Genomic DNA, 24675 nt, shown 5'->3' with positions numbered 1-24675 from the left:
GTCCAATCAGCTACCGCGTCAAAGTTTGATTGCAAATAAAAGTGAGGTAGGGATTTTTTGTCCCGACCTCTATTGCTATACCGAAGAATTGTGAATCAGTTGAAAGGAAGAAAAATGATTTTAATTACAGGAGCAAATGGCCAATTAGGAACGGAACTTCGTCATTTGTTGGATGAGCGTAATGAAGAATACGTTGCTGTTGATGTGGCTGAGATGGACATTACCGATGCAGAGATGGTTGAGAAAGTTTTTGAAGAGGTGAAACCGACTTTAGTCTACCACTGTGCTGCCTACACCGCTGTTGATGCGGCAGAGGATGAAGGGAAAGAATTGGACTTTGCCATCAATGTTACAGGGACAGAAAATGTCGCAAAGGCATCTGAAAAGCATGGTGCAACTCTAGTCTACATCTCTACAGATTATGTCTTTGACGGTAAGAAGCCAGTCGGGCAAGAGTGGGAAGTAGATGACAAACCAGATCCCCAAACAGAATATGGTCGTACTAAGCGTATGGGAGAGGAGCTTGTAGAAAAACACGTTTCAAACTTCTATATTATCCGTACCGCCTGGGTTTTTGGAAATTATGGGAAAAACTTCGTGTTTACCATGCAAAATCTTGCAAAAACACATAAGACCTTGACAGTTGTAAATGATCAACATGGTCGACCAACCTGGACGCGTACCTTGGCCGAGTTCATGACTTTCCTAGCTGAAAATCGCAAGGAATTTGGTTATTATCATTTGTCAAATGATGCGACGGAAGACACAACTTGGTATGACTTTGCAGTTGAAATTTTGAAGGATACAGATGTCGAAGTCAAGCCAGTAGACTCAAGCCAATTTCCTGCTAAGGCGAAACGTCCACTAAACTCAACGATGAGCCTTGCCAAAGCTAAAGCTACTGGATTTGTCATCCCAACTTGGCAAGATGCCTTGAAAGAATTCTACAAACAAGACCATAAAAAATAGCCTTACTGGAGGCCAAAATGTATACAGAAAGAGAGAGAAGAGAGATTCTCTTTCTTTTTTTGTTTGCTCGTATATGCAATCGTCGGATAATTATAAAAATTCAAGAAAAAGCTTGTTTAAATGTTAGAAAATTCGAGCACGAATGTTTTTTTTGTGTTATAATATTTTGTGAGTAGTTATGCCTTGGTGTAGCTATTAAAAATAGAAGTGTGAAACTGGGAAGATAGAGAGGACGCAGTGTAATGACTAGAAATGGTTTTTTTACAGGCTTAGATATCGGAACTAGCTCTATTAAAGTGTTGGTTGCAGAGCTTGTAAATGGTGAAGTAAATGTAATTGGCGTTAGCAATGCCAAAAGTAAAGGTGTCAAAGATGGGATTATCGTTGACATCGAAGCAGCAGCGACTGCTATTAAGTCTGCAATTTCTCAAGCAGAAGAAAAAGCAGGAATTTCAATCAAGTCTGTAAACGTTGGTTTGCCAGCTAATTTGCTACAAGTGGAGCCAACTCAAGGCATGATTCCAGTGACATCAGATACAAAAGAAATTACGGATCAAGATGTCGAAAATGTTGTCAAATCAGCCTTGACTAAAAGTATGACTCCAGACCGTGAAGTTATCACCTTTATTCCAGAGGAATTTGTCGTAGATGGATTCCAAGGAATTCGTGATCCTCGAGGGATGATGGGTGTGCGTTTGGAAATGCGCGGTCTCTTGTACACTGGCCCACGTACGATCCTTCACAATCTTCGTAAAACTGTTGAGCGTGTAGGCGTTCAAGTCGATAACGTGATTATTTCACCTCTTGCAATGGTTCACTCTGTCTTGAATGAAGGTGAACGTGAGTTTGGTGCGACTGTTATCGACATGGGTGGTGGTCAAACGACTGTTGCCACTATTCGCAACCAAGAACTTCAATACACAAATGTCAACCAAGAGGGTGGCGATTATGTCACAAAAGACATTTCTAAAGTTCTCAAGACTTCTAAGAAAATTGCAGAAGGTCTAAAACTGAACTACGGGGAAGCTTATCCACCGTTAGCTAGCAAGGAAACCTTCCAAGTTGAAGTAATCGGTGAGGTTGAACCAGTTGAAGTGACTGAGGAATACTTGGCTGAGATTATTTCAGCAAGACTTAAGCACATTTTTGAGCAAATTAAGCAAGACTTAGAAAGACGTCACCTATTAGACTTGCCAGGAGGTATTGTCTTAATTGGTGGGAATGCCCTTCTTCCAGGTGTCGTTGAATTGGCCCAAGAAGTATTTGGAGTACGTGTTAAATTATTCGTGCCAAATCAAGTTGGTATTCGCAACCCTGCTTTCGCTCATGTCATCAGCTTGTCAGAATTCGCTGGTAGTCTTACTGAAGTGAATGTTTTGGCACAACGAGCAATTCGAGGTGACGAAAGTTTACGCCACCAACCGATTGACTTTAGAAGTTCAGCTCAACCAGTTTCACCTGTTTCTCCACGACCAGTATTTAATACAGTGACAACTCCTGAGCCTGAAACAACTCAATCTGTTGAACCAGTAGCTCCTCTTCAATCAGAAGAAAAGAGCAAAGGTAAATTAACGGATCGTTTCCGTAGTTTGATTGGAAGCATGTTTGACGAATAAAATAGAGGAATATAAATATGACATTTTCATTTGATACAGCAGCTGCACAAGGTGCAGTCATTAAAGTAATCGGTGTCGGCGGTGGTGGTGGAAATGCCATCAACCGTATGGTTGACGAAGGCGTTTCCGGCGTTGAATTTATCGCAGCCAACACAGATGTACAGGCTTTGAGCAGTACAAAAGCTGAGACAGTTATTCAGCTCGGCCCTAAATTGACTCGCGGACTTGGTGCAGGAGGACAACCTGAAGTTGGTCGTAAAGCTGCAGAAGAAAGCGAAGAAGTATTGACAGAAGCAATCAGCGGTGCTGACATGGTCTTCATCACTGCTGGTATGGGTGGTGGTTCTGGTACAGGTGCTGCACCAGTTATCGCTCGTATTGCAAAAAGTCTTGGTGCTTTGACAGTCGGTGTTGTAACTCGTCCATTTGGTTTTGAAGGAAGCAAACGTGGACAATTTGCCATCGAAGGAATTAACGAACTTCGTGAGCATGTTGATACACTCTTGATTATCTCAAACAACAACTTGCTAGAAATCGTTGACAAGAAGACTCCACTTCTTGAAGCATTGAGTGAAGCTGACAACGTTCTTCGTCAAGGTGTACAAGGGATTACAGATTTGATTACAAATCCTGGTTTGATCAACTTGGACTTTGCAGACGTTAAGACGGTTATGGCCAACAAAGGTAATGCCCTCATGGGTATTGGTATCGGTAGCGGTGAAGAACGTGTTGTAGAAGCTGCTCGTAAAGCAATCTACTCACCACTTCTTGAAACAACTATCGATGGAGCAGAAGATGTGATTGTCAATGTAACGGGTGGCTTGGACTTGACTTTGATTGAAGCTGAAGAAGCATCAGAAATTGTGAACCAAGCAGCTGGTCATGGTGTTAACATCTGGCTTGGAACATCTATCGATGAGACAATGAAAGACGAAATCCGCGTGACTGTTGTTGCAACAGGAGTACGTCAGGATAAAGTTGAGAAAGTTGTAACTGCTCAACCACGTCAAGCAACACATCGTGAACCTGCTCGAACTAGCCATGTACAAACTTTTGACCGTAATTTTGATATGGCTGATACAGCAGAAATTCCAACTCCAAGTTATCGCCGTCAAGAAGCGCCAAAGACATCGGCCTTTGGTGACTGGGACTTGAGACGCGATGCCATTGTTCGTCAAGGAGAACCAGTTGTTTCTCCAGTGGAACGTTTTGAAGTTCCAACAGCGACAGATGAAGACGAGTTGGAAACACCACCATTCTTTAAAAATCGTTAATGAAGATGAATTTAAAAGAAAATACGAACCTTGTTTTTCAACAGATATCGAATGCAGTTCAGGAAGCCGGTCGTGAAAACGATTCGGTTTCTGTGATTGCGGTGACCAAATATGTAGATGTTGAAACAGCCTCAGCTTTGGTTTCGCAAGGAGTGCAACACATTGGTGAGAACCGTGTTGATAAATTTCTTGACAAGTATCATGCTCTGAGTGATCAGAATCTTACCTGGCATTTGATTGGAACCTTACAGAGACGTAAAGTCAAGGAAGTGATTTCTTATGTGGATTATTTTCATGCTTTAGATTCCTTAAAGCTAGCTCAGGAAATTCAAAAACGAGCGGACCACAAGATTAAGTGCTTTTTGCAAGTAAATATTTCTAAGGAAGAAAGTAAGCACGGTTTTTCGAAAGAAGAATTGTTAGCTCTCTTACCAGAACTTTCAGAATTAGACCAGATTGAGTATGTAGGTCTGATGACCATGGCTCCATTTGAAGCAACTAGTCAAGAGTTACTAGACATATTTAAAGAAACGCAAGAATTGCAAAAAACCATTCAAGAAAAACATCTCCCTAATATGCCGATGACCGAACTAAGTATGGGTATGAGTCGAGACTTCAAAGAAGCGATTCAATGTGGTTCAACTTTCGTTCGAATCGGTACAGCATTTTTTAAATAGGAAATAACCATGTCACTAAAAGATAAATTTGATAAGTTTATAGATTATTTCACTGAAGATGGAGAAGAGGTGGCACCAAGCGTTGCTGAATTAAAGTCTGAACAAACCTTAACTTCAGTTTCGGCTCCAAAGGAAGAACTTCCACGAGCTCAACAGTCACCACAATCTTCACAAGTGAATTCTAAAGAGAAAAATATTACACGCCTTCATGCTCGTCAGCAAGAGTTGGCGATGCAGAGCCATCGTAGCACAGAAAAGGTAACTATTGATGTTCGTTATCCTCGTCGCTACGAAGATGCAACAGATATCGTTGATTTGTTAGCAGGCAACGAAAGTATTCTAATTGACTTCCAATACATGACTGAAGTACAAGCACGCCGCTGTCTAGATTACTTAGATGGAGCTCGCCATGTGCTTGCTGGTGAATTGAGAAAAGTTGCAAATACTATGTATCTTTTGACACCAGTAGGAGTTGTTGTTAATATTGAAGACATTCGCTTGCCTGATGGTTCTCACGGTGAAGAGTTTGATTTTGATATGAAGAGAAATCGAGTGAAGTAATGATTTTTCTAATTCGTTTTATACAGAATGCTGCAACTATCTATTCATGGATACTTGTAGCTTTTGCTCTATTATCTTGGTTACCCAATGCCTATGATACAGCACTAGGTCGTTTGTTAACTAGCTTAGTCAAACCGATCCTTCAACCCTTGAGACGTTTGCCACTAAGGGTTGGTGTCTTTGATCTTACAGTTTGGGTGGCTGTCATTTTAGTTCATTTAGTCGGTAACTATTTGATCCGTTTTCTGTTAATGCTAGCATGAGAAAAGATATTTATCAGCATTTCTCAGTCGAGGATATTCCTTTCATTGATAAGGGACTGGAGTGGCTTAGGCAGGTTGAAGAACATTACGCTCCCATCCTAACTCCCTTTATCAATCCCCATCAGATCTTTATTTTAAAGACATTGGGGAATCATCATGGGATTCAAGTTTTTTCAAGCAATGATTTTGTACCTAGTGAGTATAGTCGTGTGCTTCTTGCACCAGATTATTTCGTACCGACTTTGGCGGATTTTGAAATGGAATTGCTTGAGATTGTTTATTCTAGTAAGTTTGACCAATTGACTCATTCCAAGATTTTAGGAACTGTTCTGAATCGTCTGGGAATTGATCGCAAATTATTTGGTGATATTTTAGTTACGGAGAATAGAGCCCAAATCATTGTGGACCAAAAATTCACTTCTCTCTTTCAAGATGGGATTCAAAAGATTGCTAGATTGCCTGTCAAACTAGAAGTCGTATCTTTTGAAGAATTGGTAGAAGCCGAGAGTGATTATCAGGAAAAGGAAGTTTTAGTTCCGAGTATGCGCTTGGATGCTTTCTTGTCAAATGTTCTGAAATTGTCTCGCTCTCAGACAGCTGATTTATTAGAAAGAAAATTTGTTCAGGTAAATTACCATCTGGTTGAAAAATCTGACTATCAAGTTAAGTTAGGTGATTTAGTAAGCGTTAGACGCTTTGGACGGATTATCTTACTCAAAGAAAATGGTCAAACCAAAAAAGATAAGAAAAAAATAACAGTCCAATTACTACTAAGTAAGTGAGAAGAAACATGTCGATTACACCACAAGAAATTATTGATAAAGTTTTCTCCATTAAATTCAGAGGCTATAATAAGGAAGAAGTTGACGAATTCTTGGATAAGATTTATTTTGACTATGAGGAACTAGTCCGTTACAAGGATGAAACTGAAGTCTATATCAAAAGATTAGAAGAACGTCTTTCGTCTTTTACTACTGATTTTCCTAAGAGAACAGTGACAAACGAGCAAGAACCATTGAATGATTCTATTTTTTATTAAGTAAGTGAGGAAAAATATGCCAATTACATCGTTAGAAATCAAGGATAAAACCTTTAGTACCAAGTTTAGAGGTTTTAATCCTGAAGAAGTTGATGAATTTCTAGATATTGTTGTTCGTGATTATGAAGCGCTTGTTCGTAGTAACCATGAAAAAGAGCAACACATTAAAAATTTAGAGGAACGTTTGTCTTATTTCGATGAGATTAAGGAGTCATTGAGCCAGTCTGTATTGATTGCTCAAGATACTGCAGAACGTGTCAAACAAGCTGCCAATGAACGCTCTCAAAATATCCTTAAACAGGCTGAACAAGATGCCCAACGTCTGCTTGATGAAGCTAAGTATAAGGCTAATGAAATCTTGCGTCAAGCTACGGATAATGCTAAGAAGGTTGCAGTAGAGACGGAAGAGTTGAAGAATAAGAGCCGTGTCTTCCATCAACGTTTGAAATCTACGATTGAGAGTCAATTAGCTATTGTAGACTCTTCTGACTGGGAAGAAATTTTGCGCCCGACAGCAACTTACCTTCAAACAAGTGACGAAGCCTTTAAAGGAGTTGTTGGAGAAGTTTTGGGTGAAGATGTTTCTACCTATCAGGATGAAGAGCCGATTGACATGACCCGTCAGTTTTCACCTGAGGAAGTAGCAGAGCTCCAAGCCCGTATTGAAGCAGCTAATCGAGAATTGGCTGAATCACAAAAAGAAGAAAAGCCAGCTACTGCTAGCTCAGTAGTAGAAGAAGTTGATTCTTCAAGCCAAGAAGATTCTCAACCAACACCCTTGACAGAATCTATTAATCTTTTATAAGAAAGAAAATCTGAGAACAAGATCTAATTTAACATATTTTCAGCGAGTAGGAGATGGTGGAAGTCCTACAATCCCTGTTGATGAGATTATCCTCTCAAGTTATCAAGTCTGAAGTTAGTAAGATTTGACGTCGCCCACGTTACGGGAAAAGAGGGAGAAAGACTAGTTCTTTTTCCGAATAAAGGTGGTACCACGATCTTCGTCCTTTTTAGCGAGTCGTGGTTTTTATTTTGTCTATATAATAAAGGAGATATCATGAAACTCAAAGAAACTTTAAATCTTGGGGAAACAGACTTCCCAATGCGAGCAGGCCTTCCTACCAAAGAGCCAGTATGGCAAAAAGAATGGGAAGAAGCTAAACTTTACCAACGTCGTCAAGAGTTGAATGAAGGGAAACCTCATTTCACCTTGCATGATGGTCCTCCATACGCTAACGGAAATATCCACGTTGGTCATGCGATGAACAAGATTTCTAAAGATATCATCGTTCGTTCTAAGTCTATGTCAGGATTTTACGCGCCATTTATTCCTGGTTGGGATACTCATGGTCTGCCAATCGAGCAAGTCTTGTCAAAACAAGGTGTCAAACGCAAAGAGATGGACTTGGTTGAATACTTGAAACTTTGCCGTGAATACGCCCTTTCTCAAGTAGATAAACAACGTGAAGACTTTAAACGTTTGGGTGTTTCAGGTGATTGGGAAAATCCATATGTAACACTGACTCCTGACTATGAAGCAGCTCAAATCCGTGTCTTTGGTGAAATGGCAAACAAAGGCTATATCTACCGCGGTGCGAAACCAGTTTACTGGTCTTGGTCTTCTGAGTCAGCTCTTGCTGAAGCGGAGATTGAATACCATGACTTGGTTTCAACTTCTCTTTACTATGCCAACAAGGTCAAAGATGGCAAAGATGTTTTAGACACTGATACTTATATCGTGGTATGGACTACAACTCCATTTACTATTACAGCTTCTCGTGGTTTGACGGTTGGAGCGGATATTGATTACGTTTTGGTTCAACCTGCTGGTGAAGCTCGTAAGTTTGTGGTTGCTGCAGAATTGTTGAACAGCTTGTCTGAGAAATTCGGCTGGTCTGATGTTCAAGTCTTGGAGACATATCGTGGTCAAGAATTGAACCACATCGTGACAGAACACCCATGGGATACTGCAGTAGATGAACTTGTTATCCTTGGTGACCACGTTACAACTGACTCTGGTACAGGTATCGTCCATACAGCTCCTGGTTTTGGTGAGGACGACTACAATGTCGGTATTGCTAATGGTCTAGAAGTTGCCGTGACTGTTAACGAACGCGGAATCATGATGGCTAATGCTGGGGCTGAGTTTGAAGGTCAATTCTATGATAAGGTTGTCCCAACTGTCATTGAAAAACTTGGTAATTTGCTTCTTGCCCAGGAAGAAATCTCTCACTCATACCCATTTGACTGGCGTACGAAAAAACCAATCATCTGGCGTGCAGTTCCACAATGGTTTGCCTCTGTATCAAAATTCCGTCAAGAAATCTTGGACGAAATTGAAAAAGTGAAATTCCACTCAGAATGGGGTAAAGTCCGTCTTTACAACATGATTCGTGACCGTGGTGACTGGGTAATCTCTCGTCAACGTGCTTGGGGTGTCCCACTTCCAATCTTTTATGCCGAAGACGGAACAGCTATCATGACAGCTGAAACGATTGAGCATGTGGCTCAACTCTTTGAAGACCATGGTTCTATCATCTGGTGGGAACGTGATGCTAAAGACCTCTTGCCAGAAGGATTTACACATCCAGGTTCACCAAATGGTGAGTTCAAGAAAGAAACAGACATCATGGACGTATGGTTTGACTCAGGTTCATCATGGAATGGTGTCGTGGTTAATCGCCCAGAACTCAAATACCCAGCAGACCTTTACCTAGAAGGTTCTGACCAATACCGTGGTTGGTTTAACTCATCACTCATCACATCTGTTGCCAACCATGGCGTAGCACCTTACAAACAAATCTTGTCACAAGGTTTTGCCCTTGACGGTAAAGGTGAGAAGATGTCTAAATCTCTTGGAAATACCATTGCTCCAAGCGATGTTGAAAAACAATTTGGTGCGGAAATCTTGCGTCTCTGGGTAACAAGTGTTGACTCAAGTAACGACGTGCGTATCTCTATGGATATCTTGAGCCAAGTATCTGAAACTTACCGTAAGATCCGTAACACTCTTCGTTTCTTGATTGCCAATACATCTGACTTTAACCCAGCTCAAGATTCAGTAGCTTACGAAGAGCTTCGCTCAGTTGATAAGTACATGACTATTCGCTTTAACCAGCTTGTTAAGACCATTCGTGACGCTTATGCAAACTTTGAATTCTTGACAATCTATAAAGCCCTAGTGAACTTTATCAACGTTGATCTATCTGCCTTCTACCTTGACTTCGCCAAAGATGTTGTTTACATTGAAGGGGCTAAGTCGCTTGAACGTCGTCAAATGCAGACCGTCTTCTACGATATCCTTGTGAAAATTACCAAACTCTTGACACCAATTCTTCCTCACACAGCTGAAGAAATTTGGTCATATCTTGAGTTTGAAGCCGAAGACTTTGTTCAATTGTCAGAATTGCCAGAAGCTCAAACTTTTGCGAACCAAGAGGAAATCTTGGACACATGGGCAGCCTTCATGGACTTCCGTGGACAAGCTCAAAAAGCCTTGGAAGAAGCTCGTAATGAAAAAGTCATCGGTAAATCCCTTGAAGCTCACTTGACAGTTTACCCAAACGAAGTCGTGAAAACTCTTCTTGGGGCTGTTGATAGCAATGTTGCTCAACTTTTGATCGTCTCAGAATTGACTATCGCAGAAGGACCAGCTCCAGAAGGTGCAGTAGCCTTTGAAGATGTAGCCTTCACAGTTGAACGCGCTGCAGGTGAAGTATGTGACCGTTGCCGTCGTATCGACCCAAGTACAGCAGAACGTAGCTACCATGCAGTCATCTGTGACCACTGCGCAAGCATCGTTGAAGAAAACTTTGCGAACGCAGTTGCAGAAGGATTTGAAGTGAAATAAATTTATATACTGGAGGTTGGGACAAAAGATCCCGACCTCATTTTTTATTAGGAATCAAACTTTGACGCGGTAGCTGATTGAACTTTTTGTTCGTCTTTTGGACTCCAAAAAGCTTCTAATCATCCTCGCGGGGCTGGGACTACGAAATCGAGACTTTGGTCTATCAATTTCTGTCCCACCGCCTTTTTTATGGAGTGAATACTCTCTTATTTTAGAAAATAGAAACTAAAATGTTTTTAGATCTGATATAAATCCTTTTTGTAAAAAATATGTAAACAATCACAAATAAAACAAAAATAAGTTTTTAAAAAACGCATAAAATAAAAATTGACAAAAAATCACTATTTTCAATGTTTTTCAGGACTAATCAATCTTATTTTCACATCAAAAATACTTGTATTTATAGGTTGAAAAGGATACCAAGCATATGTATTTATATAAAATAGACCTTTTTTAAAAAATAAAACAAATAATTTGAATATTGAAAGCGAATAAGTTATAATTGCTCTGTATGTGAAATACAATATTACAAAAATAAAAAAGGAGATACGTGATGTATTTTAACCGTAAAAATGCGGAACAGAAGAACTGGCGGATGATCAAAAAAGGAAAACATTTCCTGTTTGGTTGTTCGCTTGTATTTGCAGTTGGAGCAACTTTAGCGACTCCAACGGTTCATGCTGACACCGCAGAAGCGAAGGCAGAAGTTACAACTTCAACAACACAAGTTGAACCTACTGCAGAGGCGCCTACCTATGCGGCACCAGCAGCAACTAGCCCGGTTGCGACTGAAACAGTAGAAGCAAATTCAGCAACAACTGCAGTTTCTGTTGACAAGTCTCAACTAGAAGCTGTTTTGGCACAGGCAAAAGCTAAAAACTTGGATGCTCAAGAAGCTTCGGTTAAAGCTGAAGTAACAGCTGCAATTGCAGAAGCAGAAGCATTAGTTGCGAACGGTTCAGCAAGCCAAGAACAAGTAAACCAAAGTGTTGAACGTTTGACTCAAGCAGTGGCAAGTGTGAAGGAAGTTACTGAAGCAACAGTTGAAACAACAACTGAAGCAGCATCTGAAGAAACTACAGATTCTTCAGAAACTCCTAAAGTAAGAAACAAACGTGCGACTTCTGAAGGATCAGTTCGCTCAGTGGATGAAAACAACCTGCAAAGAGCGGTAGTTACTAAAGAAAACTTTGAAAGTTTCTTCCAAGAAGGTGGAACAGCAAGTTATGATGAAAGTACAGGGACAATTCGGTTAACTGAAGATGCTCGAGATCAAGCTGGTAATGCTTACCTTCGATTCAAAATCGATTCGAATGAGGATTTCACATTTACTGGCAAAATCGATATCGGTAATAAATATGAGGGACATCCTGTAGATGGTCGTGTTGGTGGGGACGGTGTCGGTTTTGTCTTCCACACAGGTAATGTTGATAAACTAGGTCAAAATGGTGCTTCCGTTGGTATGGGAACTATCAAAAATGCCTTCGGTTTCAAACTGGACTCATATCACAACACAAGCAACCCAGCTGCTAAGGATAATTCAATTAAAGACCCACGATATGGTGACATAAACAATGCCTTTGGTGCATTTTACTCATCAAATGCTGGAGGTAAAGTAGATAATATTTCAGATGCAAAAGCTCTAACTCCGGCTCCAAACGGTCAATGGGTAGATTTTAAGATAGAATATAAAGGTGATTCAAAGCAGTTTACAGTAACCTATGGTAATCAAACATGGTCGACAAATATAACGAGAACAAATGGTAAAATTTCACCAAATGCAAGAACAGAGCTATCAAAATCTAATGCTCTTTATGCTTTATCATTTGCAGCCAGTACAGGTGGTGCTACAAACCTACAACGTGTACAAATTGAAAGATTTGAATTTACTGCGCCCCAAATCGTTCACGTGAAATATGTTGATGAACAAGGAAACGAGTTGGCAACAAACACAGCGGTTCCAGGTGATGAAAACCAAGTAGTGAATCTAAATAATATAAATTCATTACAAAAAACAATTAATGCCCTCAAAGCAAAAGGTTATACGCTTAAAGATGTAAATAAAGATAAAGCTGAAACCTACAATGCGGCTACTAATACAGTTACATTAAGAAAAGGTGGACAACTATTAAAATATGTATTTGCTCCTGACATCAAGGAACCAGCATTAACACCAGTAAATAATATAACTAATCTAACTGCAGATGAAAAAACTAAGGTAAAAGCAGCGGTAGAAGCAGCAAATCCAGGAGCAGAAGCGACAGTAGGAGCAGACGGAACAACAACAGTGTCGTATCCTGGAGGGGCTTCTGGAACTATCCCAGGAAATAAAACTGTTAAAGCTTCACAATCAAGTGGAATCCAAGCACCAACAACAAAAACGCCAGTTAAAAACTTAACAGCGTTGACTACAGCAGAAAAACAAGCGGTGGAAGCAGCGATAAAAGCAGCAAATCCAAAAGCAACAACAGTAGTAGTAGGAAATGATGGATCAGCGACAGTAACATTCCAAGATGGCACAACAGCACCGTTAACAGGAGCACAAACAGTAAAAGCGGCAGACGCAAACGGAATCAAAGCGCCAACAACAAAAACGCCAGTTAAAAACTTAACAGCGTTAACTACAGCAGAAAAACAAGCGGTGGAAGCAGCGATAAAAGCAGCAAATCCAAAAGCAACAACAGTAGTAGTAGGAAATGATGGATCAGCGACAGTAACATTCCAAGATGGCACAACAGCACCGTTAACAGGAGCACAAACAGTAAAAGCGGCAGACGCAAACGGAATCAAAGCGCCAACAACAAAAACGCCAGTTAAAAACTTAACAGCGTTAACTACAGCAGAAAAACAAGCGGTGGAAGCAGCGATAAAAGCAGCAAATCCAAAAGCAACAACAGTAGTAGTAGGAAATGACGGATCAGCGACAGTAACATTCCAAGATGGCACAACAGCACCGTTAACAGGAGCACAAACAGTAAAAGCGGCAGATGCAAACGGAATCAAAGCGCCAACAACAAAAACGCCAGTTAAAAACTTAACAGCGTTAACTACAGCAGAAAAACAAGCGGTGGAAGCAGCGATAAAAGCAGCAAATCCAAAAGCAACAACAGTAGTAGTAGGAAATGATGGATCAGCGACAGTAACATTCCAAGATGGCACAACAGCACCGTTAACAGGAGCACAAACAGTAAAAGCGGCAGACGCAAACGGAATCAAAGCGCCAACAACAAAAACGCCAGTTAAAAACTTAACAGCGTTAACTACAGCAGAAAAACAAGCGGTGGAAGCAGCGATAAAAGCAGCAAATCCAAAAGCAACAACAGTAGTAGTAGGAAACGATGGATCAGCAACTGTAACGTTCCCAGATGGAACAACAGCAACCCTTCCAGGCGCTAAGACTGTTAAGGAAGCAGATTCTAAAGGTGTTCAAGACCCAGCAGCTAAGACACCAGTTCAAAACACATCAGCCTTAACTCAACCAGAAAAAGATGCTGTTAAGAAAGCAGTAGAAACAGCGAACCCAACAGCAACTAAGGTTGAAGTAGGAAACGATGGATCAGCAACCGTAACGTTCCCAGATGGAACAACAGCAACCCTTCCAGGCGCTAAGACTGTTAAGGAAGCAGATTCTAAAGGTGTTCAAGACCCAGCAGCTAAGACACCAGTTCAAAACACATCAGCCTTAACTCAACCAGAAAAAGATGCCGTTAAGAAAGCAGTAGAAGACGCGAACCCAACAGCAACTAAGGTTGAAGTAGGAAACGATGGATCAGCAACCGTAACGTTCCCAGATGGAACAACAGCAACCCTTCCAGGCGCTAAGACTGTTAAGGAAGCAGATTCTAAAGGTGTTCAAGACCCAGCAGCTAAGACACCAGTTCAAAACACATCAGCCTTAACTCAACCAGAAAAAGATGCTGTTAAGAAAGCAGTAGAAGACGCGAACCCAACAGCAACTAAGGTTGAAGTAGGAAACGATGGATCAGCAACCGTAACGTTCCCAGATGGAACAACAGCAACCCTTCCAGGCGCTAAGACTGTTAAGGAAGCAGATTCTAAAGGTGTTCAAGACCCAGCAGCTAAGACACCAGTTCAAAACACATCAGCCTTAACTCAACCAGAAAAAGATGCCGTTAAGAAAGCAGTAGAAGACGCGAACCCAACAGCAACTAAGGTTGAAGTAGGAAACGATGGATCAGCAACCGTAACGTTCCCAGATGGAACAACAGCAACCCTTCCAGGCGCTAAGACTGTTAAGGAAGCAGATTCTAAAGGTGTTCAAGACCCAGCAGCTAAGACACCAGTTCAAAACACATCAGCCTTAACTCAACCAGAAAAAGATGCCGTTAAGAAAGCAGTAGAAGACGCGAACCCAACAGCAACTAAGGTTGAAGTAGGAAACGATGGATCAGCAACCGTAACGTTCCCAGATGGAACAACAGCAACCCTTCCAGGCGCTAAGACTGTTAAGGAAGCAGATTCTAAGGGTGTTCAAGACCCAGCAGCTAAGACACCAGTTCAAAACACATCAGCCTTAACTCAACCAGAAAAAGATGCCGTTAAGAAAGCAGTAGAAGACGCGAACCCAACAGCAACTAAGGTTGAAGTAGGAAACGATGGATCAGCAACCGTAACGTTCCCAGATGGAACAACAGCAACCCTTCCAGGCGCTAAGACTGTTAAGGAAGCAGATTCTAAAGGTGTTCAAGACCCAGCAGCTAAGACACCAGTTCAAAACACATCAGCCTTAACTCAACCAGAAAAAGATGCCGTTAAGAAAGCAGTAGAAGACGCGAACCCAACAGCAACTAAGGTTGAAGTAGGAAACGATGGATCAGCAACCGTAACGTTCCCAGATGGAACAACAGCAACCCTTCCAGGCGCTAAGACTGTTAAGGAAGCAGATTCTAAAGGTGTTCAAGACCCAGCAGCTAAGACACCAGTTCAAAACACATCAGCCTTAACTCAACCAGAAAAAGATGCTGTTAAGAAAGCAGTAGAAGACGCGAACCCAACAGCAACTAAGGTTGAAGTAGGAAACGATGGATCAGCAACCGTAACGTTCCCAGATGGAACAACAGCAACCCTTCCAGGCGCTAAGACTGTTAAGGAAGCAGATTCTAAAGGTGTTCAAGACCCAGCAGCTAAGACACCAGTTCAAAACACATCAGCCTTAACTCAACCAGAAAAAGATGCCGTTAAGAAAGCAGTAGAAGACGCGAACCCAACAGCAACTAAGGTTGAAGTAGGAAACGATGGATCAGCAACCGTAACGTTCCCAGATGGAACAACAGCAACCCTTCCAGGCGCTAAGACTGTTAAGGAAGCAGATTCTAAAGGTGTTCAAGACCCAGCAGCTAAGACACCAGTTCAAAACACATCAGCCTTAACTCAACCAGAAAAAGATGCCGTTAAGAAAGCAGTAGAAGACGCGAACCCAACAGCAACTAAGGTTGAAGTAGGAAACGATGGATCAGCAACCGTAACGTTCCCAGATGGAACAACAGCAACCCTTCCAGGCGCTAAGACTGTTAAGGAAGCAGATTCTAAGGGTGTTCAAGACCCAGCAGCTAAGACACCAGTTCAAAACACATCAGCCTTAACTCAACCAGAAAAAGATGCCGTTAAGAAAGCAGTAGAAGACGCGAACCCAACAGCAACTAAGGTTGAAGTAGGAAACGATGGATCAGCAACCGTAACGTTCCCAGATGGAACAACAGCAACCCTTCCAGGCGCTAAGACTGTTAAGGAAGCAGATTCTAAAGGTGTTCAAGACCCAGCAGCTAAGACACCAGTTCAAAACACATCAGCCTTAACTCAACCAGAAAAAGATGCCGTTAAGAAAGCAGTAGAAGACGCGAACCCAACAGCAACTAAGGTTGAAGTAGGAAACGATGGTTCAGCAACCGTAACGTTCCCAGATGGAACAACAGCAACCCTTCCAGGCGCTAAGACTGTTAAGGAAGCAGATTCTAAAGGTGTTCAAGACCCAGCAGCTAAGACACCAGTTCAAAACACATCAGCCTTAACTCAACCAGAAAAAGATGCCGTTAAGAAAGCAGTAGAAGACGCGAACCCAACAGCAACTAAGGTTGAAGTAGGAAACGATGGATCAGCAACCGTAACGTTCCCAGATGGAACAACAGCAACCCTTCCAGGCGCTAAGACTGTTAAGGAAGCAGATTCTAAAGGTGTTCAAGACCCAGCAGCTAAGACACCAGTTCAAAACACATCAGCCTTAACTCAACCAGAAAAAGATGCCGTTAAGAAAGCAGTAGAAGACGCGAACCCAACAGCAACTAAGGTTGAAGTAGGAAACGATGGATCAGCAACCGTAACGTTCCCAGATGGAACAACAGCAACCCTTCCAGGCGCTAAGACTGTTAAGGAAGCAGATTCTAAAGGTGTTCAAGACCCAGCAGCTAAGACACCAGTTCAAAACACATCAGCCTTAACTCAACCAGAAAAAGATGCCGTTAAGAAAGCAGTAGAAGACGCGAACCCAACAGCAACTAAGGTTGAAGTAGGAAACGATGGATCAGCAACCGTAACGTTCCCAGATGGAACAACAGCAACCCTTCCAGGCGCTAAGACTGTTAAGGAAGCAGATTCTAAAGGTGTTCAAGACCCAGCAGCTAAGACACCAGTTCAAAACACATCAGCCTTAACTCAACCAGAAAAAGATGCCGTTAAGAAAGCAGTAGAAGACGCGAACCCAACAGCAACTAAGGTTGAAGTAGGAAACGATGGTTCAGCAACCGTAACGTTCCCAGATGGAACAACAGCAACCCTTCCAGGCGCTAAGACTGTTAAGGAAGCAGATTCTAAAGGTGTTCAAGACCCAGCAGCTAAGACACCAGTTCAAAACACATCAGCCTTAACTCAACCAGAAAAAGATGCCGTTAAGAAAGCAGTAGAAGACGCGAACCCAACAGCAACTAAGGTTGAAGTAGGAAACGATGGATCAGCAACCGTAACGTTCCCAGATGGAACAACAGCAACCCTTCCAGGCGCTAAGACTGTTAAGGAAGCAGATTCTAAAGGTGTTCAAGACCCAGCAGCTAAGACACCAGTTCAAAACACATCAGCCTTAACTCAACCAGAAAAAGATGCTGTTAAGAAAGCAGTAGAAGACGCGAACCCAACAGCAACTAAGGTTGAAGTAGGAAACGATGGATCAGCAACCGTAACGTTCCCAGATGGAACAACAGCAACCCTTCCAGGCGCTAAGACTGTTAAGGAAGCAGATTCTAAAGGTGTTCAAGACCCAGCAGCTAAGACACCAGTTCAAAACACATCAGCCTTAACTCAACCAGAAAAAGATGCCGTTAAGAAAGCAGTAGAAGACGCGAACCCAACAGCAACTAAGGTTGAAGTAGGAAACGATGGATCAGCAACCGTAACGTTCCCAGATGGAACAACAGCAACCCTTCCAGGCGATAAGACTGTTAAGGAAGCAGATTCTAAAGGTGTTCAAGAACCAGCTGCTAAGACACCAGTTCAAAACACATCAGCCTTAACTCAACCAGAAAAAGATGCCGTTAAGAAAGCAGTAGAAGACGCGAACCCAACAGCAACTAAGGTTGAAGTAGGAAACGATGGATCAGCAACCGTAACGTTCCCAGATGGAACAACAGCAACCCTTCCAGGCGCTAAGACTGTTAAGGAAGCAGATTCTAAAGGTGTTCAAGACCCAGCAGCTAAGACACCAGTTCAAAACACATCAGCCTTAACTCAACCAGAAAAAGATGCCGTTAAGAAAGCAGTAGAAGACGCGAACCCAACAGCAACTAAGGTTGAAGTAGGAAACGATGGATCAGCAACCGTAACGTTCCCAGATGGAACAACAGCAACCCTTCCAGGCGCTAAGACTGTTAAGGAAGCAGATTCTAAAGGTGTTCAAGACCCAGCAGCTAAGACACCAGTTCAAAACACATCAGCCTTAACTCAACCAGAAAAAGATGCCGTTAAGAAAGCAGTAGAAGACGCGAACCCAACAGCAACTAAGGTTGAAGTAGGAAACGATGGATCAGCAACCGTAACGTTCCCAGATGGAACAACAGCAACCCTTCCAGGCGCTAAGACTGTTAAGGAAGCAGATTCTAAGGGTGTTCAAGACCCAGCAGCTAAGACACCAGTTCAAAACACATCAGCCTTAACTCAACCAGAAAAAGATGCCGTTAAGAAAGCAGTAGAAGACGCGAACCCAACAGCAACTAAGGTTGAAGTAGGAAACGATGGATCAGCAACCGTAACGTTCCCAGATGGAACAACAGCAACCCTTCCAGGCGCTAAGACTGTTAAGGAAGCAGATTCTAAAGGTGTTCAAGACCCAGCAGCTAAGACACCAGTTCAAAACACATCAGCCTTAACTCAACCAGAAAAAGATGCCGTTAAGAAAGCAGTAGAAGACGCTAACCCAACAGCAACTAAGGTTGAAGTAGGAAACGATGGATCAGCAACCGTAACGTTCCCAGATGGATCAACAGCAACTCTTACAGGCGATAAGACTGTTAAGGAAGCAGATTCTAAAGGTGTTCAAGAACCAGCTGCTAAGACACCAGTTCAAAACACATCAGCCTTAACTCAACCAGAAAAAGATGCCGTTAAGAAAGCAGTAGAAGACGCTAACCCAACAGCAACTAAGGTTGAAGTAGGAAACGATGGTTCAGCAACCGTAACGTTCCCAGATGGATCAACAGCAAGCCTTCCAGGCGATAAGACTGTTAAGGAAGCTGATGATAAGACAGCTCCAGATGCACCAGTTGTGAACCCAGTTAAAGCAGGTGACACAGCCGTAACCGGTACAGCTGAAGCAGGATCAACAGTAGAAGTAACCCTTCCAGATGGCACTAAAGCATCAGCAACAGCTGACCAAGATGGTAACTTCAGCGTTCCAGTTAGCGGCTTGGAAGAAGGTCAAACAGTCTCTGTTACAGCGAAAGACGCTTCAAACAATACATCAACTCCAACTACAGCAACTGTAGCGAAAGCTGATGATAAGACAGCTCCAGATGCACCAGTTGTGAACCCAGTTAAAGCAGGTGACACAGCCGTAACCGGTACAGCTGAAGCAGGATCAACAGTAGAAGTAACCCTTCCAGATGGCACTAAAGCATCAGCAACAGCTGATCAAGATGGTAACTTCAGCGTTCCAGTTAGCGGCTTGGAAGAAGGTCAAACCGTCTCTGTTACAGCGAAAGACGCTTCAAACAATACATCAACTCCAACTACAGCAACTGTAGCGAAAGCTGATGATAAGACAGCACCAGATGCACCAGTTGTGAACCCAGTTAAGGCTGGTGACACAGCAGTAACCGGTACAGCCGAAGCAGGTTCAACAGTAGAAGTAACTCTTCCAGATGGCACTAAAGCCTCAGCAACAGCTGACCAAGATGGTAACTTCAGCGTTCCAGTTAGCGGCTTGGAAGAAGGTCAAACAGTCTCTGTTACAGCGAAAGACGCTTCAAACAATACATCAACTCCAACTACAGCAACTGTAGCGAAAGCTGATGATAAGACAGCTCCAGATGCACCAGTTGTGAACCCAGTTAAAGCAGGTGACACAGCCGTAACCGGTACAGCTGAAGCAGGATCAACAGTAGAAGTAACCCTTCCAGATGGCACTAAAGCATCAGCAACAGCTGACCAAGATGGTAACTTCAGCGTTCCAGTTAGCGGCTTGGAAGAAGGTCAAACAGTCTCTGTTACAGCGAAAGACGCTTCAAACAATACATCAACTCCAACTACAGCAACTGTAGCGAAAGCCGATGACAAAGAAGCACCAGCAGCTCCAGTTGTGAACCCAGTTAAGGCAGGTGACACAGCAGTAACCGGTACAGCCGAAGCAGGTTCAACAGTAGAAGTAACTCTTCCAGATGGCACTAAAGCCTCAGCAACAGCTGACCAAGATGGTAACTTCAGCGTTCCAGTTAGCGGCTTGGAAGAAGGTCAAACAGTCTCTGTTACAGCGAAAGACGCTTCAAACAATACATCAACTCCAACTACAGCAACTGTAGCGAAAGCCGATGACAAAGAAGCACCAGCAGCTCCAGTTGTGAACCCAGTTAAGGCAGGTGACACAGCAGTAACCGGTACAGCCGAAGCAGGTTCAACAGTAGAAGTAACCCTTCCAGATGGCACTAAAGCATCAGCAACAGCTGACCAAGATGGTAACTTCAGCGTTCCAGTAAGTGGCTTGGAAGAAGGTCAAACAGTCTCTGTTACAGCGAAAGACGCTTCAAACAATACATCAACTCCAACTACAGCAACTGTAGCGAAAGCTGATGATAAGACAGCACCAGATGCACCAGTTGTGAACCCAGTTAAAGCAGGTGACACAGCAGTCACAGGTACAGCTGAAGCAGGTTCAACAGTAGAAGTAACCCTTCCAGATGGCACTAAAGCATCAGCAACAGCTGACCAAGATGGCAACTTCAGCGTTCCAGTAAGTGGCTTGGAAGAAGGTCAAACCGTCTCTGTTACAGCGAAAGACGCTTCAAACAATACATCAACTCCAACTACAGCAACTGTAGCGAAAGCTGATGATAAGACAGCTCCAGATGCACCAGTTGTGAACCCAGTTAAAGCAGGTGACACAGCAGTAACCGGTACAGCCGAAGCAGGTTCAACAGTAGAAGTAACCCTTCCAGATGGCACTAAAGCCTCAGCAACAGCTGACCAAGATGGCAACTTCAGCGTTCCAGTAAGTGGCTTGGAAGAAGGTCAAACAGTCTCTGTTACAGCGAAAGACGCTTCAAACAATACATCAACTCCAACTACAGCAACTGTAGCGAAAGCTGATGATAAGACAGCTCCAGATGCCCCAGTTGTGAACCCAGTTAAAGCAGGTGACACAGCAGTAACCGGTACAGCCGAAGCAGGTTCAACAGTAGAAGTAACCCTTCCAGATGGCACTAAAGCATCAGCAACAGCTGACCAAGATGGCAACTTCAGCGTTCCAGTAAGTGGCTTGGAAGAAGGTCAAACAGTCTCTGTTACAGCGAAAGACGCTTCAAACAATACATCAACTCCAACTACAGCAACTGTAGCGAAAGCTGATGATAAGACAGCTCCAGATGCCCCAGTTGTGAACCCAGTTAATGCAGGTGACACAGCAGTAACCGGTACAGCCGAAGCAGGTTCAACAGTAGAAGTAACCCTTCCAAACGGAACAAAAGCAACAGCAACAGCTGATCAAGATGGCAACTTCAGTGTCCCAGTTAGCGGTTTGGAAGAAGGTAAAACAGTATCTGTAACAGCGACAGATGACGCAGGTAACACATCAGATGCGACAACTGCAACTGTAGCAAAAGCCGATGCTGACAGTATTAAAGCTCCATCAACTAAGACACCAGTTAAAGACACAGCAAACTTGACTGATGCAGAAAAAGCTAAAGTTAAAGAAGCCGTAGAAGCAGCGAACCCAGGATCTAAAGCAGAAGTAGGTCAAGACGGAACAACGAAAGTAACGTTCCCAGATGGCTCAACAGCAACACTTACAGGTGATAAGACAGTTACTCAAGCTGATATCACAGCTCCAGCAGCACCAGTTGTGAACCCAGTTAAAGCTGGTGATACAGCAATCACAGGTACAGCCGAAGCAGGTTCAACAGTAGAAGTTACTCTACCAGATGGAACTAAAGTATCAGCGAAAGCAGATAAAGATGGTAAATTCAGTATTCCAGTTAATGGTTTGAATGCTGGAGATACAGTTTCTGTAACAACAACAGACGAAGCAGGAAATACATCAGTTACAACAACAGTAACAGTAAGTAAAGTTAATGTAGGTGGTAAAGATGCTGATAATGCTAAAGTACCAGTTCTTACTCCAGTAGTAGATCCAAGCAACTTGACAGACGCAGAAAAAGCTAAAGTAGCTGAAGAAGTTAAGAAAGTTAACCCAACTGCGACAGATGTTAAGGTTAACAATGACGGATCAGTAGTTGTAACCTTTGCGGACGGATCAGTAGCAACAATTGCAGCTAATAAAGTTGTTAAGGAAGCAACTAAAGAGTCATCTGCTCAAGCGCCAGCTAAGAAAGCAGGAGTGAAAGAATTGCCAAACACTGGTACTAAACAATCTAACGCTTCACTTGGACTAGCACTTCTTGCAGCGGTGACAGGAGGACTCCTTATCTCTAAAAAACGTAAGGAAGAAGAGTAAGCCATTACTCAAATAAAGCAAATCTAAGAATCTTGATTCTATGAGATTGCCAGAAAAACCGTAAGAAGAAATTCTTACGGTTTTTTTGATCTTTTGGAAGCTAGTCACTATAGGGCAGCAAAAAAGGGCTCTTTGTCAACTGTAGTGGGTGACAAAAATTTTAACAACGAGAAAGGATAATATTTGTTGATGTTAAGGGATATGAAAACACGCTTCTTAAAGTTTAAGAAGTTTCTAAAACCAAATCCTTGACGTTTAATGTCTTTGATCAGCTTGTCAGTTGCTTCAAGCTTTGCATTTGAATAAGGTTCTTCTAAAGCATTGTCAATGTAATTCTTATGTTTCATAAAAGTTCTAAATACAGTTTGAAAATAAGAATTAACAGTGTTCATGTTCTCCTCAATCAGTTCAAAAAACAGCCTTTTATTCTTTTCTTGAAAATGAAATAAGAGGAGTTGATAAAGATTGTAGTGATGTGAAAGTTCATGAGAATAGCAAAGTGTTTTCTCGACTATTTCTCTTGGTATTAGTGTTTGACGGAATGTCTTGGAATAGAAAGGTTGCAGAGAAAGTTTACGACTATCCTTCTGGAAGATACGCCAATGGTTCTTCAAAGAGCGATAAGGGAGCGACTTTTTATCAAATTGATTCATCCTATCAATGCGCGTTCTTAAAAAAGCTCTGCCGAGATGTTGGATAATATGGAATCGGTCAAGAACGATTTTAGCATTAGGAAAAAGTCTTCTAGCTAATGGAATATAAGCACCAGATATATCCATAGTAATATACCTCACTTGCTTGCGAACTTTAAGAGGGTACTTCAAGAAGTAATTCCGAATAGAAGTTTGTCGGCGATTATCTAGGATTGTAAGTAGTTCGTTTGTTTCATAATTTTGTACAATAAAGGTTAGTTGTCCATTTCTAAAACCCAACTCATCCCATGACATTACAGTGGGTAATTTATCAAAATTTTCCTCAAAGGTGAATTGATCCAATTTTCGGTAGACAGTTGAAGTAGAAATAGAAAGTCTTCTAGCGATATCTGTTAAGGAAATTTTTTCAGTAAGAAGTTGGGCCACTTTTTGTCTAACCAGGTTCGAAATTTGGCAATTTTTCTTTACAATAGGAGTCTCAGCCACAAGAACCTTATGACAATTTTTGCATTGGAAACGGCGTTTCTTGAGCCGAAGTAATGATGGGTATCCAGCATGTTCTAGTAAAGGAATTTTCGAAGTTTTTTGAAAGTCATATTTGATCATCTTGCCTTTACAATGAGGGCATAAAGGAACAGGATAATCGAGTTTAGCACGTATCTCTAAGTGAGTTATTGTTTTAAAAACAAAGAAAATCTTTATATTTGGGTCTTTTATTTCAAGTAATTCTGTGGTATTCTTAATAGGTCTCATAAGTAACTCCCTAATGTATTGTGTGGTGCTTTCATTATAGTTCTTATGAGGCTTTTTTTCTACAACAAAATAGGCTCCATAATTCCTACGGTGGTTTTACCCACTATAGAAATTATAGAGCCAAAATTGCTGTATGTAAATTAGTCAACAATTTATTAATACTAGTTGTATAGTTCTATCAGAAACAATCAAGAGCGCTAAATTAAATCTGAGTAAGAAATAGTACAGGGAAACTAATACTAAACCTCAGATAACCTCATGGAGGAATATGGTGTGCTATATGCTATAAATGTAAAATAATAAGTAAAAAAATAGAACTATTACACTTTAAATATTACTAGTTTGATTCGTATAGAGAGCCAGTAAAGGAATCATCAATCGCGGTTCATCATTCTATACTAGGTTGGTAAAAACTTTAAATAAAAACTAAAATATGGTAAAATAACGATTGTATAACATTTTGAGGAGACAGTTATGAAGACAAAAACACTTGCACAAGTTGATGGAATTATTGGAATCATTGCAGGAGCAGTTTTAGCAATCTTACCAGTCATTATAGTTATGATTGCAGCTATTTCTGAAAATGAAGATTTTGCTGGATTTGTTTTGGGAATTGTTTTCCTTGTTTTTACTTTAGTAAAAATTGCAACTCTTATCCTAGGAATTCTCACTCTTGTCTATTATAAGGATGACAAACGTATCTCACTTGCGCCGTCTATCTTGTTTATCGTTGGATCGGGAGTAGCATTGATTCCATTCTTGGGATGGATCGGTGGAATAATCCTCATCATTGGTGGAGCGCTATACTTGTCGAGCTTAAAACATTTCCAAATTGAAGGATAGTTCTATAC

The 24675-nt window shown here is 41.8% G+C and carries 13 protein-coding genes; 12 read left to right on the top strand and 1 reads right to left on the bottom strand.

The genetic code is table 11. The features are described from left to right. Positions 1 to 114: 114 nt before the first annotated feature. The 11 genes from rfbD (at position 115) to AXE83_RS08630 (ending at position 22418) form a co-directional block, all read left to right on the top strand. The gene (rfbD, locus tag AXE83_RS08680) at positions 115 to 969 is read left to right on the top strand and encodes a dTDP-4-dehydrorhamnose reductase (RefSeq protein WP_060956146.1); all 855 of its coding nucleotides are present in this window, start codon (positions 115 to 117) and stop codon (positions 967 to 969) included. Positions 970 to 1211: 242 nt separating this feature from the next. Then, entirely contained in the window at positions 1212 to 2585 is a 1374-nt protein-coding gene (gene ftsA / locus AXE83_RS08675; protein ID WP_049510383.1) for a cell division protein FtsA, read from the top strand. A 17-nt stretch (positions 2586 to 2602) separates the two neighbouring features. Next, on the top strand, positions 2603 to 3859 hold the full coding sequence (gene ftsZ / locus AXE83_RS08670) for a cell division protein FtsZ (protein WP_060956145.1): 1257 nt from the start codon (positions 2603 to 2605) through the stop codon (positions 3857 to 3859). A gap of 5 nt (positions 3860 to 3864) precedes the next feature. Continuing rightward, the gene (locus tag AXE83_RS08665; protein WP_049510399.1) at positions 3865 to 4536 is read left to right on the top strand and encodes a YggS family pyridoxal phosphate-dependent enzyme; all 672 of its coding nucleotides are present in this window, start codon (positions 3865 to 3867) and stop codon (positions 4534 to 4536) included. Between the two features lie 9 nt (positions 4537 to 4545). Next, a complete protein-coding gene (locus tag AXE83_RS08660; RefSeq protein ID WP_049510385.1) occupies positions 4546 to 5097 on the top strand; it encodes a cell division protein SepF in 552 nt (183 codons plus the stop codon). Then, positions 5097 to 5360 carry a YggT family protein gene (locus AXE83_RS08655; protein WP_060956144.1) on the top strand — a complete coding sequence of 88 codons (264 nt, stop codon included), beginning with the start codon at positions 5097 to 5099 and terminating at the stop codon, positions 5358 to 5360. The genes AXE83_RS08660 and AXE83_RS08655 overlap by 1 nt, the downstream gene beginning before the upstream one ends. Beyond that, entirely contained in the window at positions 5357 to 6142 is a 786-nt protein-coding gene (locus tag AXE83_RS08650) for a YlmH family RNA-binding protein (RefSeq protein WP_060956143.1), read from the top strand. Before AXE83_RS08655 ends, AXE83_RS08650 begins: the two co-directional genes overlap by 4 nt. Before the next feature lie 8 nt (positions 6143 to 6150). Then, positions 6151 to 6399 carry a DivIVA domain-containing protein gene (locus tag AXE83_RS08645; RefSeq protein ID WP_060956142.1) on the top strand — a complete coding sequence of 83 codons (249 nt, stop codon included), beginning with the start codon at positions 6151 to 6153 and terminating at the stop codon, positions 6397 to 6399. Between the two features lie 16 nt (positions 6400 to 6415). Continuing rightward, a complete protein-coding gene (locus AXE83_RS08640; RefSeq protein ID WP_060956141.1) occupies positions 6416 to 7204 on the top strand; it encodes a DivIVA domain-containing protein in 789 nt (262 codons plus the stop codon). Between the two features lie 255 nt (positions 7205 to 7459). Then, complete coding sequence (gene ileS, locus AXE83_RS08635) at positions 7460 to 10252, top strand: isoleucine--tRNA ligase (protein WP_060956140.1); 2793 nt, start codon at positions 7460 to 7462, stop codon at positions 10250 to 10252. A 553-nt stretch (positions 10253 to 10805) separates the two neighbouring features. After that, positions 10806 to 22418, top strand: a complete 11613-nt coding sequence (locus AXE83_RS08630) for an Ig-like domain-containing protein (RefSeq protein ID WP_060956139.1) — start codon at positions 10806 to 10808, stop codon at positions 22416 to 22418. Between the two features lie 107 nt (positions 22419 to 22525). Here the strand turns inward: AXE83_RS08630 and AXE83_RS08625 are convergent, their stop codons facing one another. Beyond that, entirely contained in the window at positions 22526 to 23824 is a 1299-nt protein-coding gene (locus tag AXE83_RS08625; RefSeq protein WP_083280559.1) for an ISL3 family transposase, read from the bottom strand. Positions 23825 to 24298: 474 nt separating this feature from the next. Between AXE83_RS08625 and AXE83_RS08620 the strand changes: the two genes are divergently transcribed. Next, positions 24299 to 24667, top strand: coding sequence for a hypothetical protein (locus tag AXE83_RS08620; protein ID WP_060956138.1), 369 nt, complete (start codon positions 24299 to 24301; stop codon positions 24665 to 24667). Positions 24668 to 24675 lie beyond the last annotated feature (8 nt).

This window comes from Streptococcus sp. oral taxon 431, assembly GCF_001553685.1.
Lineage (GTDB): Bacteria > Bacillota > Bacilli > Lactobacillales > Streptococcaceae > Streptococcus.
Note: the sequence above shows the minus strand (reverse complement) of the source record. Positions and strands in the feature narration are given on the sequence as shown.